Raw genomic sequence first — 12,614 nt, 5'->3', positions numbered from 1 at the left:
CATGCTGCGGGTCGATGTCGAGAAGAAGCTCGGCGAGTTCTCGCTTCAGGCGTCCTTCACCAGCGAAGGCCGCGTCATCGGCCTGTTCGGCGCGTCGGGCGCCGGCAAGACCTCGCTGGTCAACATGATCGCAGGATTGTTGCGGCCCGACCGCGGCACCATCGTGATCGACGGCGAAACCGTCGACGACATCGCGGCCGGAATCCACGTGCCGACGTATCGCCGCCGCATCGGCTACGTGTTTCAGGACGCGCGGCTGTTCCCGCATCTCGACGTCGCGCAGAATCTCGACTACGGCCGCCGCATGAACGGCCTTGCGCCCGATCCCGCCCAACACAGGCGCATCATCGACCTGCTCGACATCGGCGCCCTGCTCGATCGTCGTCCCGGAAAACTCTCCGGCGGCGAGCGCCAGCGCGTCGCGCTCGGACGCGCGCTGCTGTCACGGCCACGCCTCTTGCTGCTCGACGAGCCGCTCGGCGCGCTCGACGAGGGCCGCAAGCTCGAGATCCTGCCCTACCTGGTGCGGCTGCGCGACGAGGCCAACGTGCCGATGGTCTATGTCAGCCACGACGCCGCCGAGCTGCGCCAGCTCGCGACGCAGATCGTGATGCTGAAACAGGGCCGGGTGACGAGTGTCGGCGGGGTGAAGGTGCTGGCGTGAGGCGTTTCGTGCCCCGGACGCGACGCAGCACGCAGTGATGCGTCGCAGAGCCGGGGCCCACGCCGCGCCATGGGTCCCGGCTCTGCGCAGCAACGCTTGCGCGTTGCGGCGCGTCCGGGACACGAATCATTGCGAGCGTAGCCATCGCAGGGTGGGCAAAGGCGCCCTTGCGCCGTGCCCACCAACTCTCTCGATCGCAAAAATGCGTGGGCACGCTTCGCTTTGCCCACGCTACGGCAGCTCAAACCCCGGCCACCGAGGCCCACATATCCGAGAGCTTCTTCCGCAGCGCCTGCGCGCGGGTCAGCGGCGGGGGCGTCTCGTCTTCTTCCGGCAGGCGCAGGCCGACGACGCTGACGCGGCCGCCGGAGATGCTGCGCGCGACCAGCACGATCTCGTCCAGCGGCAGCTCGGCGCCCTCTTTCGGCGCGTGGTCGAGATGGATGTCGAAAAAATCCGCGAGCGTGAGCTTGCGCGCTTCCTCGCTCACCGTCACGCCGTAGATCTCGGCGAGCTCGGCGAGCGTATGCTCACCGGAGACCATGAAGTCGCCGAGCAGATGCGGATCCGGCGCCGAGCTCGGCTGCATGTCGACGAAGAAGCGGTCGAGCGATTCGGCCTTTTCCGGCGGCGCCAGCAGATAGATGTAGTCGCCGGGCGCGATCGGGTCGGCCTCCAGCGGCGTCAGGATGTTCTCGTTGCGGATCACCAGCGTCGGCTTGGACCAGGACGGGATCAGGCCGCGGCGGAAATACAGGCTCTTGGGGCGCACCGGATAGCCGACCAGCTGCTGCTCGAGCTGGCCGGGCAGATCCAATTCGACACGGCGCGGGCCGCGCTCGGCGCGCGGCAGCGCCACGTGCAGTTTTCGCGCGGCCGGTGCAAGGGTCCAGCCCTGCAGCAAGAGCGAGATGATGACGACGACGAAGGCGACGTCGAAATAGAGATAGGCCTTGGACAGGCCGACCAGCATCGGGATCGAGGCCAGGAAGATCGCGACCGCACCGCGCAGGCCGGTCCAGGCGATGAAGATCTTTTCGCGCCAGTTGAAGCGGAATGGCGCCAGGCAGGCGAACACCGCGATCGGCCGCGCCACCAGCATCAGCACGAACGCGACGGCGACCGCCGGCACGATGCTGTCACCCAGCCTGCTCGGCGAGACCAGCAGGCCGAGCAGCACGAACATCACGATCTGCGCCAGCCAGGTCGCGGCATCGAGGAAGGCCACGACGTGGTTATGCGCGCGCGTCGGCCGGTTGCCGATGATGATGCCGGCGAGATAGACGGCGAGGAAGCCGGAGGCGTGCATGATCTGGGAGGCGCCGAAGATCACCAGCGCGGCCGTGGTCACGAAGGGCGCGTGCAGGCCCTGCGGCAGTGCCACCTGGTTGAGCGCGATGACGACGAGGCGTCCGCCGATGAAGCCGACGATGGCGCCCAGCACGGCCTCCTGAACGAACTCCGTCAGCACGTGGCCGGGCGAGCTCGAGCCGACCGAGATGTACTCGACCAGCATGAGCGTGAGGAAGATCGCGAAGGGGTCGTTGGTGCCGGATTCCGCCTCCAGCGTCGCGCCGACGCGCGGGCGCAGCCGCAGGCCCTGGGTGTGCACCAGCAGGAACACGGCCGCGGCATCGGTCGAGGCCACCACGGCGCCGACCAGCAGCGATTCCGTCCAGTTGAGATCGAGCGCGAATTTGGCGAAAGGCGCCGTGATCAACGCGGTCAGCAGCACGCCGGCGGTCGCGAGCACCACGGACGGCGCAAGCACGGTGCGGATGCTGGCAAAGCGCGTCCTGAGGCCACCATCGAACAGGATCAGGGCCAGCGCCACCGAGCCGACCAGATAGGTGGTGCGGACGTCGTCGAACTGGAGCTGGCCGGGACCGGAATCGCCGGCGAGCATGCCGACCGCAAGGAAGACCAGCAGCAAGGGCGCACCGAAGCGGAGCGCAAGCAGGCTCGACAGGATACCGGCCATGACGAGGACGGCGCCGAGCAATATGGCGAGGCTGACGGAGTCGAGGGAGGCCATCCACCTTCCGGGTTAAAACAGCTGGAATGGCATCCTTATCGTCGGCAGACTCACGCGCCAACCCATTTTCGCATCTCGCGGCAATCTGCCCGTCTTTTACGGCCTTAACGTCCATCACATGCCGGTGTATCGGTGGCCCGGCCGCGCCCTTTGTGGGATTCTGCGGCTCCCTCGAATCAATATCCTCCCCGCTTGCCGACGAGACCGATGGACATGGACCTCAAGGACTTCATGGAGTTCGTGCAGACCACCGCGCGCAGCGTCGGGGCGGAGATCTCCTCGCCCTGGTTCTACCTGCAATTCGGCCTCATTCTGGCCGCCGCCGGCATCGCCTATGCGGCGGAGGCCGCCATTCGCAGCCGGGTCGACCTGACCTCGCTGGCGCTGCGCTGGCCGCTGCCGCTCAGGCATTTCGTGCGGGTCATGGTCGCCAGCGCCTCGACGGCGGTATTCACGCTGCTCGTGATCGTCTCGCGCGTGGTGATGTATCACGCGACCTGGCCAAGCCGCTCCTATCTCCTGATGGTCGCGGCCAAGCTTGGTTTCGCCTGGCTCGCGATCCGGCTCCTGACCTCGGTGCTGCGCAATGCCTTCATCGTCAAGCTGGTGTCGATCACGGCGTGGTTCGTCGCCGCACTGTCCATCCTCGGGCAGTTCGATGCGACCGTCGAGCTGCTCGATGCCTACGCGATCGTGCTCGGCGGCCTCCGGCTGACCCCGTTGCTGGCGATCAAGGCCGGCGCGCTCCTCCTCATCGCGCTCTGGGCCACCAACATCGCCAGCAATTTCGCCGAGAGCCGGATCAACGCCACCACCGACCTGACGCCGTCGGTGCAGGTGCTGCTGGTCAAGATCATCCGCATCGGGCTCCTGGCCGTCGCCATCGTCATCGCGCTCGGCGCGGTCGGCATCGACCTGTCCGCGCTCGCGGTGTTCTCCGGCGCGGTCGGCGTCGGCATCGGTATCGGCCTGCAGAAGATCGTCGCCAATTTCATCTCCGGCATCATCCTGCTCGCCGACAAGTCGGTGAAGCCCGGCGATCTCGTCACCATCGGCGACAATACCGGCCGCATCAGCGCGATGAAGACGCGCTATATTTCCGTCGCCGCCGGCGACGGCCGCGAGTTCCTGGTGCCGAACGAGGATCTGGTGACGCAGAAGGTCGTCAACTGGACCTATACCGACAAGAACACGCTGGTGAAGATCGCCTTCGGCACCAATTACGACGCCGACCCGCGGCTCGTCTGCAAGCTCGCCGCCGAGACCGCCGCCGCTCATCCCCGGGCGCAGAAGGGCAAGCCGCCGAACTGCATTCTGACCGAGTTCGCGGAGGCCGGCATGAAGTTCTCGCTCACCCTTTGGCTCGCGGACCCCGACGGCATGGACACCGTCAAGAGCGACGTGATGCTGGCGCTGTGGGACGCCTTCAAGCAGGAGGGCATCCGAGTTCCCTATCCGGTCCGCGAAATCCGCATCCGCGGCGGCGCCCTCCCCGTGGAAACCACCGTAGAAGTCCCGAATTAGGTCGCTTTCGCCGCCCGGTCGGCACCCTCCAGCTTGCATGAAGGCCCGCAATCATTAAATTGGGGCCTGAAATCAAGCCTTTCCGCCGATAATCGCGATCAGCCGGACCGCCCAAGGAAGACTGCACAAGCATGAGCTACGTCGAAGCCACCGATACCTCGCTGCGCAAGACCGGACAGATCAAGCTGCACGGGCCGGCCGCCTTTGCCGGCATGCGCAAGGCGGGCGCGCTGGTGGCCAAGTGCCTGGACGAGCTCACCGACATCGTCGGGCCCGGCGTGCCGACCGAGCGCATCGACCAGTTCGTCCGCGAGTTCGCCTTCAGCCACGGCGCCTATCCGGCGACGCTGATGTATCGCGGCTATCGCTATTCGACCTGCACCTCGCTCAACCACGTGGTCTGCCACGGCATGCCCGGCGACCGTCCGCTGAAGGAAGGCGACATCGTCAACATCGACGTCACGTTCATCGTCGACGGCTGGTACGGCGATTCCAGCCGGATGTACGCGGTCGGCCCGATCGCCCGCAAGGCGGAGCGGCTGATCGAGGTGACGTATGAGGCGATGATGCGCGGCATTGCCGCGGTGAAGCCCGGCGCCACCACCGGCGACATCGGTCACGCCATCCAGAGCTTCGTCGAGCCACAGGGCATGAGCGTGGTGCGCGACTTCTGCGGCCATGGCCTCGGCCGCATGTTCCACGACGAGCCGAACATCATCCATATCGGCCGTCCGGGCGAAGGCGTGCAGCTCAAGCCCGGCATGTTCTTCACCATCGAGCCGATGATCAATCTCGGCAAGCCGCACGTGAAGATCCTCTCCGACGGCTGGACCGCCGTCACCCGCGACCGCTCGCTGTCGGCGCAGTTCGAGCACTCCGTCGGCGTCACCGCCACCGGCGTCGAGATCTTCACGCTGTCGGAGCGGCACGGCGAGAAGCAGATCGCGGCAGCGTAAGCTGCAACCCTTGTTGCAAATCGCTCTCAATACAGCAACAGCCTGCGTCATCTTGCCGTTCCCCGCGTGACCATCGCCAGGGAATAGGCAACGCATCCCGGTGTCGAACCATCGCGGGCGCTTTCAACCGGTGTAAAGCGCCTTCCGAGGATTCACTCAAAGGGAGCACCATAATGTTCGAGGTTTCACGTCGCGATCTGGTCCTCGGTAGCACGGGGGCAGCGCTGGTCTTCGGTCTCCAGGGGCCCGTGTCCTTCATCGGTGCCGCCTCGGCCCAGCGCGCCGCCGAGAGCCTTACCTACAAGGTCGGTGACATCGACATGTTCAGCCTGCATGAGGGTTCGATCGAACGGCCGGTGACCGACGGCATTGTCAAGAATGCCGGGCTCGACGACGTCAAGAAGGCGCTGACCGCAGCCGGCATCGGACCCGACAAGATCGACAATCCCTTCACGGTCACCGCGATCCGGACCGGCGGCAAGGTCATCCTGTTCGACACCGGTTTCGGCGGCAACGGTCCCGCCAGCGTCGGCAAGCTCGCCGGCAACATGAAGGCGGCCGGCCTCGATCCGGCGACGGTGTCGACGGTGGTGATCTCGCATTTCCATCCCGATCACATTTCGGGCTTGTGGGTGAAGGAAACCAACGCGCAGGTGTTTCCGAACGCGGAAATCATGATGCCCGAAGTCGAGTACAAGTTCTGGACCGATGCGGCCCTGGTGGAGAAGGTGCCCGAAGCCAACCGCGCCCATGTCAAGCGGATTCAGGCCACCTTCCCGACCTGGAAGAACATCAAGCAGTATGGCGACGGCGCCGACCTGGCGCCCGGCGTCAAGGCCATCGCCACGCCGGGTCACACGATCGGCCACATGTCCTTCCTGGTGGCCTCCGGCGGGCAGCAGCTCTTCATCCAGAGCGACGTCACCGGCATCCACCAGCTGTTCGTCAGGAATCCCGGCTGGTTCTCCGGCTTCGACAGCGACGGACCGAAGGCGGAAGCCACGCGGCGCGCCTTCTTCGATCGCGTGATCGCGGAAAAGGGCATGATCGCCGGCTATCATTTCGGCTTTCCGAACGTCGGCACGCTGACCAAGGACGGCAACGGCTACGCCTTCGCCGCCGTCAAGGCCTGATCGCGCCGCACGCCCTGAATGAGGCGCCGTGTTCGCGCGGCGCCTTTTTTCTTTGCCATTGCCGGGTCATCCCCCAACACTTCAGAGTTGCAAAAACCGCCCGGCGCGGCATGCTTGCGCCGATGCCACGCAAGAATGACCAACCAGACGCTCCATCCGCCGATGCGCCGCACTATCACGGCCATCGCGAGCGGCTGCGCGAACGCTTCTACAATGCGGGCGCGGATGCGCTCAGCGACTACGAACTGCTGGAGATGGCGCTGTTTCCCGCGCTGCCGCGGCGCGACACCAAGCCGCTGGCGAAGGCGCTGATCAAGACGTTCGGCTCGTTCGCCGAGGTCGTGCATGCGCCGGTGGCGCGGCTGCGCGAGGTCGACGGCATCGGCGAATCCGCGATCAACCAGCTCAAGTTGATTGCCGCCGCGGCGCATCGCGTCGCCAAGGGCGAGGTCAACAGCCGCAACGCGCTGTCGTCCTGGAACGCGGTGATCGACTATTGTCGCTCCAGCATGGCGTTCGCCGACAAGGAGCAGTTTCGCCTGCTCTTCCTCGACAAGCGCAATCAGCTGATCGCCGACGAGGTGCAGCAGACCGGCACCGTCGACCACACCCCGGTCTATCCCCGCGAGGTGATCAAGCGCGCGCTGGAATTATCGGCGACCGCGCTGATCCTGGTGCACAATCATCCTAGCGGCGATCCCTCGCCCTCGCAGGCCGACATCCAGATGACGAAGGCGATCATCGACATCGCAAAGCCGCTGGGGATTGCGGTGCACGACCACATCATCGTCGGCAAGAGCGGACATGCGAGCTTGCGCGGGATGCGGTTGATCTGACCAGGTCAGAACACCGGGTTCTTGGCGACCTTCAAATGCTCTTCAGCGGCCCTGAACCCGCTGAGTGCCTTGAGCGTCAAGGCGGTCGGTTGCGGCTTCCATTCGGCAACGAGCTTCTCGGCCTTCTCCAGCTCGGGCTTGGACAACATCGACGCCATCTCTTTCACATTCCTGGCCGGCGCCACCTTCGACAGCTTGAAATACGCATATGATAGGGACAAATCTCTCGGCGTCCCCTTGCCGGCCGAATAGGCGCGAGACAGGCTGAAGAGGGCCTCGGGAAGCCCCTGATCGGCAGCCATCTTCCACCATTTCAGCGCTTCGTCCGAATTGCCTTGTCGGTCATACATCAGGCCAACGTCGTGCTGAGCGCGCGCATAGCCGGCCCTGGCGGACACGAGCTTGTATTTCAGTGCTTGATCGGCATCGGTTGCAACAATGCCGGCACCTTGCCCGTCATAATAGCAGCCGAGCTTGTAGGCCCCCAAGGGGTCGTTGCCGGCGGCCGATTTCTGAAACCACTCGAATGCCTGGCTGCGGTCCTGCTGCGTGCCGATGCCATTGTTGTGCATCATGCCGACATGATATTGCGCCTCGGCATCTCCGCGATTGGCCAACACGACCATCGCATCAAAGGTGCGCGTGTCATTCGCGCTGGCGGGCATCGCGAGCAGCAGAAGGCACGAAAAAGCCAGGGCAACGAATTTCATGTCAAAGCCCGATCGTGTTTGAGCCATTCCGCCTTGGTCGCCCGAGACGCAGGAAAAGTTCGAAATTCGGCAAGAACTCCCAAACCAGCGGATTTTGGTCCGTCCGGGCTCGTCCGGTCACGGCTCGATCCAGCGCTGCACGGCTTCGGCGACGGCGAATGCCGGGCCGGTTACTGACGCAGCATGATCAGGGGATCGGCGGTATCGGGGACGCGCCGCCATTGCGCGTTGTCGTCGGCCTCGAACTGCCAGGCATCGCCCGATTTCGACATCAGGATGATCTGGCCGCGCTCGAGCCGCCATTGCGCCGGATTGAACTGGGCGATGGCGGCGTCGCATCTCGGCTTGAGGAAGACCTGGAAATTGTCGGGGCTCGCCTCGGTGTTGGTCAGCGTCAGCCCGCACACCGGCTGGCCGTTGCCGCGCACCATCGCCCAATCGCCGATCATCTGGTCCATCGACTTGGCCATCGAGCGGGCCGCGGCGAGATCCTGCAGGATGTAGACGCCCTCGCCCTGGCGCAGGCCCTCGAAGATGCCGGCCTCGACCTCGGTGAAGTCGATTACGGCTTCACCGGCCGCATCCTGCAGGCGCACGATGTCGAGGCCCCTGACGCTCCAGGCGACGATGTCCTTGGTGAAAGGCAGCGCGGTCTTGCAGGCCGGCTCCAGCTCCAGCTTGTAGCCCTGGCCTGCGGCATCGCCCTTCATCGTGACAACGCAGGTCTTGCTGCGCTCGGTGGTCGAGAGCTCCCACTGCCCGGGCATCGATTTCTTCAGGCTCGCCGCATCCTGCGCATGCGCAGCGCCGATCGCGGCCAGGCAGGCCGCGACGGCGCCGATCGCGGCCAAAGAGGCCGCGACGGCGAATGCAACGGCCCGAAGACTTCGCATCAGCGTCCCTTGAACGGCGTTTCCGCAACCGGCGTCAACGGCGCCTTGCCTGAGAACCATGACTTGAGGTTGTCGACCACGAGCTGGTCCATCGCGTTGCGCGTCACCACCGAAGCCGAGCCGATATGCGGCAGCAGCACGACGTTCTGCATGGCCTTGAGCTCGTCCGGCACGTTCGGCTCGGCCGCGAACACGTCGAGACCTGCGGCGAGGATGGTGCCCGATTTCAGCGCCTGAACCAGCGCCGGCTCGTCGACCACGGAGCCGCGCGCCACGTTGATCAGAACGCCACGCGGGCCGAGCGCCTTGAGCACGTCGGCATTGATCATCTTGTTGGTGGAGGCGCCGCCGGGCACGATCACCATCAGCGTGTCCACCGCCTTCGCCATCTCGATCAGATCAGGGTAGTGCTTGTAGGAAACGTCCTTGGACGGGTTGCGCGAATGATAGACCACCGGCACCAGCGAGGCATCGAGCCGTCGCGCGATGGCCTGACCGATCCGGCCCATGCCGACGATGCCGACCTTGCGGTCGCGCAGCGAACCGACGCTGAGCGGATAGTTCTGCGTCTGCCACAGCCCGGAGCGGACGTAGCGGTCGGCCTTGATGAACTCGCGCAAGGTGGCGATCAGAAGGCCCATCGCGACGTCGGCGACCTCCTCGGTCAGCACGTCGGGCGTGTTGGTGACGATGATGTTGTGCTCGGCGGCGTATTTGGCATCGACGTGGTCGTAGCCGACGCCGAAGCTCGCCACCATCTCGATCTTGGGCAGTTGCGACAGTGCCCCCCTGTCGGCCCGCACGGTGTGATAGGTCACGGCGACGCCGCGGATCTTCTCGCGGATCGCCGGCGTCAGCCGTTCGAGGTCGCCGTGCGTCTCCGCCTTGTGCACGACGAAATGATCGGAAAACCCATTCTCGAGGATCGGCCGCACCGGCCCATAGATCAGAAGGTCGATCTTTTCGGACGAAATCGAACCGGCAGCCATCAGTTTTCCTCTCCAAGCGCGCTCTCGTGCCAGCGCCGTAAAACGAGGTGCGAAACTAGCGCCAGCACCCCATAGATGACAATCCCGGCCAGCGACAACAGCAGCAGCGCTGCGAACATGCGGGGTATGTTCAATCGATAGCCCGATTCCGCGATCCTGTAGGCGAGCCCGGAGCCGGCGCCCGCGGTTCCCGCCGCGATCTCGGCCACGACCGCGCCGATCAGCGACAGGCCGCCTGCGATGCGCAGGCCGCCGAGAACGTAAGGCAGCGCCGCCGGCAGCTTGAGGAAGCGCAGCGTCTGCGGCTTCGATGCGCCATAGAGCTGGAACAGGCCGGCGAGGTTGCGGTCGACCGAATTGAGCCCGAGCGTGGTGTTGGACAGCACGGGAAAAAAGGCGACGATGAAGGCACAGACCACAACCGCGGTCTGCTGTTCCAGATAGATCAGCAAGAGTGGCGCGATCGCAATGACGGGGGTGACCTGGAGCACGATCGCATAGGGGAACAGCGAGTATTCCACCCATTTCGACTGGTTGAACAGCAGCGCCAGCGCGATGCCGCCGATGCTGGCCGCGACAAACCCTTCGAGCGTGGTCAGCAGCGTGGTCCCGAGCGATTGCGACAGCACCTGCCAATCCTTGATCAGCGTCAGAATGATGATCGAGGGCGCCGGCAGCACGTAAGGCGGGATCTCCTTGAGGCGGACCACCAGCTCCCAGGCGATAAGGCCGGCCGCGAACACGATGACGGGAAGCACCAGGCGCAGCGCACGCTGCGCGCCTTGCGGCCTGGAAATGCTCTCGGGCGGGGCGCTCATAGCAGCGGGCGCCCCGAATAAGACGGCGCCAGCGCGCCGGAGACCCTGCGGCAATAGTCGCCGTAAGCGGTCGACGTGCGGAATTCCTCGCCGCGCGGCTCGACCGTCTCGATGCGGATATCGGCCTGGATGCGGCCCGGCCGTGCCGTCATCACCACCACACGCTGCGACAAATAGACGGATTCGAACACCGAATGGGTGACGAAGATGACGGTCTTGCCGAGAGCCCGCCACAGCGCGAGCAGATCGTTGTTGAGGCGGAAGCGCGTGATCTCGTCGAGCGCGGCGAACGGCTCGTCCATCAGCAGGATGTCGGGATCGGTGACCAGCGCGCGCGCCAGCGACACCCGCATCTTCATGCCGCCGGAGAGCTCACGCGGAAAGGCATCGGCGAAATCGGCAAGGCCGACGCTGGCCAAGACGGCGTCGGCCCGCGCGCGCCCCTCGGCCTTCGCGACGCCGCCGAGCTTCAGCGGCAGCCGCACGTTCTCGCGCACGCTGGCCCAGGGCATCAGGGTCGGCTCCTGGAACACGAAGCCGATGCCGTGACCCGGCTGCAGCTCGCCCTCGCGGCGCGCCACCCGCACGATCCCGGAGGACGGCGCGCTGAGCTCCGCGATCAACCGCAGCACCGTCGACTTGCCGCAGCCGGACGGGCCCAGCAGCGAGATGAACTCGCCCTTGCGCACCGCGAGGTCGAACGGGCCGAGCGCCATGACGCCGTTGTCATAGGTCTTGGTCACGCCGCGCAGGCTGACGGCGAGATGCGTCAGGCCAGTCCCGACCGCGGATGACGTTGAGTGCTCGATCATCGATCGCCGGCTGTTGGGAGGCACAGTCGCGCGGCGTCTTCCACCTCTCCCCGACGGGGAGAGGTCGCGCCGCAGGCGCGGGTGAGGGAGAGCGGCACAACGGATGGAGCGTAACCCCTCACCCGCATCGCATCTGGCGATGCGATGCGACCTCTCCCTTCGGGAGAGGTGCAGGACGCCGAGCCACCTCCGCAAGAGCTCAGCATGCGTTACGGCTTGTTCGGACGCAGCTCGAGGCCGACGCCCTTGTTGACGAAGCGGAGCGTGTAGGATTTGCGGAAGTCGAGATCCGCCTTCACGACGCCGGCCTTGACCATCTTGTTGAAGAACGAGCTGTAGCGCTCGTCGCTCATCGCGCCGATGCCGTTCTTCAGGGAATCGCCGGAATCGACGATGCCGTGCTCCTTCATCTTGGCGACGGAATAGGCGAGCAGATCGTCGGTCATTTCTGGATTGAGCTGCTTGATCATGGCGTTGCCGGCGGAATTGTCGCGATAGAGGTAATTGTACCAGCCGACCATGGAGGCATCGACGAAGCGCTGGACCAGATCGGGCTTCTTCTCGACGATGTCGCGGCGGGTCTCGATCAGGGTCGAATAGGTGTTGAAGCCGTAGTCGGCCAGCAGCAGCACGTTGGGCTTGAAGCCCGCCGCCTTCTCGACCGCGAAGGGCTCGGAGGTGACGTAGCCCTGCATCGCGCTCTTGGGGTTGGCGATGAAGGGCTGCGGATTGAAATTATAGGGGCGGACGTTCTTCTCGCTGAAGCCGTATTCGGACTTCAGCCACTGGAAATAGCTGCCCATGCCCTCCTTGGAGACGAACAACGTCAGCGGCTTGAGGTCCTCGAGCTTGCCGACCTTGGCATCCGGCTGCGTCAGCATCACCTGCGGATCCTTCTGGAAGATCGCGGCGATGGTCACGACGGGGACGTTGTTGGCGACCGCGTCGAACGACATCAGGGTGTTTGCGGCCATGAAGAAATCGATCTTGCCGGCGATCAGCAACATCCGGTTGTTCTCGTTGGGACCGCCGGGGACGATGGTGACGTCGAGGCCGTATTTCTTGTAAGTGCCGTCGGCGACCGCCTGGAAGAAGCCGCCATGCTCGGCCTCGGCGACCCAATTGGTGCCGAAAGTGACCTTGTCGAGCGTCTCGGCCCGCGCCGGTGCGAGAGCGACGAGAGCGGCGAAGAGGCCCGCCGTGAGCGTCCGCCGCAGATGAAAATGGGTCATAATGGCACTCCG

The 12,614-nt window shown here is 65.1% G+C and carries 12 protein-coding genes; 5 read left to right on the top strand and 7 right to left on the bottom strand.

The window, feature by feature from the left end; all coding sequences use genetic code 11:
- Window position 1: 1 nt before the first annotated feature.
- Window positions 2-664 (top strand): molybdenum ABC transporter ATP-binding protein, encoded by a 663-nt coding sequence (gene modC, locus DCM80_RS09915; protein WP_257196795.1) that lies wholly within the window; start codon window positions 2-4, stop codon window positions 662-664.
- 241 nt (window positions 665-905) lie between these two features.
- Here the strand turns inward: modC and DCM80_RS09910 are convergent, their stop codons facing one another.
- Entirely contained in the window at window positions 906-2,699 is a 1,794-nt protein-coding gene (locus tag DCM80_RS09910; protein ID WP_257196794.1) for a potassium/proton antiporter, read from the bottom strand.
- A 207-nt stretch (window positions 2,700-2,906) separates the two neighbouring features.
- On the opposite strand from DCM80_RS09910, the gene DCM80_RS09905 reads away from it, so the two are divergent.
- From DCM80_RS09905 to radC, 4 genes are all read left to right on the top strand, one after another.
- A complete protein-coding gene (locus DCM80_RS09905; RefSeq protein ID WP_257196793.1) occupies window positions 2,907-4,223 on the top strand; it encodes a mechanosensitive ion channel family protein in 1,317 nt (438 codons plus the stop codon).
- Between the two features lie 131 nt (window positions 4,224-4,354).
- A complete protein-coding gene (gene map / locus DCM80_RS09900) occupies window positions 4,355-5,179 on the top strand; it encodes a type I methionyl aminopeptidase (RefSeq protein WP_257196792.1) in 825 nt (274 codons plus the stop codon).
- 173 nt (window positions 5,180-5,352) lie between these two features.
- A complete protein-coding gene (locus DCM80_RS09895) occupies window positions 5,353-6,312 on the top strand; it encodes an MBL fold metallo-hydrolase (protein WP_257196791.1) in 960 nt (319 codons plus the stop codon).
- 122 nt (window positions 6,313-6,434) lie between these two features.
- The gene (radC, locus tag DCM80_RS09890) at window positions 6,435-7,148 is read left to right on the top strand and encodes a DNA repair protein RadC (RefSeq protein WP_257196790.1); all 714 of its coding nucleotides are present in this window, start codon (window positions 6,435-6,437) and stop codon (window positions 7,146-7,148) included.
- A 5-nt stretch (window positions 7,149-7,153) separates the two neighbouring features.
- Here the strand turns inward: radC and DCM80_RS09885 are convergent, their stop codons facing one another.
- The 6 genes from DCM80_RS09885 to DCM80_RS09860 all read right to left on the bottom strand — a co-directional run bounded on the left by DCM80_RS09885 (window position 7,154) and on the right by DCM80_RS09860 (window position 12,602).
- Window positions 7,154-7,858 (bottom strand): tetratricopeptide repeat protein, encoded by a 705-nt coding sequence (locus DCM80_RS09885; protein ID WP_257196789.1) that lies wholly within the window; start codon window positions 7,856-7,858, stop codon window positions 7,154-7,156.
- A gap of 170 nt (window positions 7,859-8,028) precedes the next feature.
- Complete coding sequence (locus tag DCM80_RS09880) at window positions 8,029-8,751, bottom strand: protease inhibitor Inh/omp19 family protein (RefSeq protein ID WP_257196788.1); 723 nt, start codon at window positions 8,749-8,751, stop codon at window positions 8,029-8,031.
- Window positions 8,751-9,740 carry a 2-hydroxyacid dehydrogenase gene (locus DCM80_RS09875; protein WP_257196787.1) on the bottom strand — a complete coding sequence of 330 codons (990 nt, stop codon included), beginning with the start codon at window positions 9,738-9,740 and terminating at the stop codon, window positions 8,751-8,753. Before DCM80_RS09875 ends, DCM80_RS09880 begins: the two co-directional genes overlap by 1 nt.
- Window positions 9,740-10,558, bottom strand: a complete 819-nt coding sequence (locus DCM80_RS09870; protein WP_257196786.1) for an ABC transporter permease — start codon at window positions 10,556-10,558, stop codon at window positions 9,740-9,742. Before DCM80_RS09870 ends, DCM80_RS09875 begins: the two co-directional genes overlap by 1 nt.
- Entirely contained in the window at window positions 10,555-11,370 is an 816-nt protein-coding gene (locus tag DCM80_RS09865; protein ID WP_257196785.1) for an ABC transporter ATP-binding protein, read from the bottom strand. Before DCM80_RS09865 ends, DCM80_RS09870 begins: the two co-directional genes overlap by 4 nt.
- A gap of 209 nt (window positions 11,371-11,579) precedes the next feature.
- Window positions 11,580-12,602 (bottom strand): ABC transporter substrate-binding protein, encoded by a 1,023-nt coding sequence (locus DCM80_RS09860; RefSeq protein WP_257196784.1) that lies wholly within the window; start codon window positions 12,600-12,602, stop codon window positions 11,580-11,582.
- Window positions 12,603-12,614 lie beyond the last annotated feature (12 nt).

This window comes from Bradyrhizobium sp. WBOS08 (assembly GCF_024585125.1).
In the GTDB taxonomy this organism is placed as follows: Bacteria; Pseudomonadota; Alphaproteobacteria; order Rhizobiales; family Xanthobacteraceae; genus Bradyrhizobium; species Bradyrhizobium japonicum_B.
Note: the sequence above shows the minus strand (reverse complement) of the source record. Positions and strands in the feature narration are given on the sequence as shown.

What these genes read in the sequence shown, in the direction of transcription:
- map (WP_257196792.1), top strand. Translation starts at nt 4,355, where the DNA reads ATGAGCTACGTCGAAGCCACCGATACCTCGCTGCGCAAGACCGGACAG.
- DCM80_RS09875 (WP_257196787.1), bottom strand. Translation starts at nt 9,740, where the DNA reads ATGGCTGCCGGTTCGATTTCGTCCGAAAAGATCGACCTTCTGATCTAT.
- DCM80_RS09910 (WP_257196794.1), bottom strand. Translation starts at nt 2,699, where the DNA reads ATGGCCTCCCTCGACTCCGTCAGCCTCGCCATATTGCTCGGCGCCGTC.
- DCM80_RS09905 (WP_257196793.1), top strand. Translation starts at nt 2,907, where the DNA reads ATGGACATGGACCTCAAGGACTTCATGGAGTTCGTGCAGACCACCGCG.
- DCM80_RS09870 (WP_257196786.1), bottom strand. Translation starts at nt 10,558, where the DNA reads ATGAGCGCCCCGCCCGAGAGCATTTCCAGGCCGCAAGGCGCGCAGCGT.
- DCM80_RS09865 (WP_257196785.1), bottom strand. Translation starts at nt 11,370, where the DNA reads ATGATCGAGCACTCAACGTCATCCGCGGTCGGGACTGGCCTGACGCAT.
- DCM80_RS09860 (WP_257196784.1), bottom strand. Translation starts at nt 12,602, where the DNA reads ATGACCCATTTTCATCTGCGGCGGACGCTCACGGCGGGCCTCTTCGCC.
- modC (WP_257196795.1), top strand. Translation starts at nt 2, where the DNA reads ATGCTGCGGGTCGATGTCGAGAAGAAGCTCGGCGAGTTCTCGCTTCAG.
- DCM80_RS09885 (WP_257196789.1), bottom strand. Translation starts at nt 7,858, where the DNA reads ATGAAATTCGTTGCCCTGGCTTTTTCGTGCCTTCTGCTGCTCGCGATG.
- DCM80_RS09895 (WP_257196791.1), top strand. Translation starts at nt 5,353, where the DNA reads ATGTTCGAGGTTTCACGTCGCGATCTGGTCCTCGGTAGCACGGGGGCA.
- DCM80_RS09880 (WP_257196788.1), bottom strand. Translation starts at nt 8,751, where the DNA reads ATGCGAAGTCTTCGGGCCGTTGCATTCGCCGTCGCGGCCTCTTTGGCC.
- radC (WP_257196790.1), top strand. Translation starts at nt 6,435, where the DNA reads ATGCCACGCAAGAATGACCAACCAGACGCTCCATCCGCCGATGCGCCG.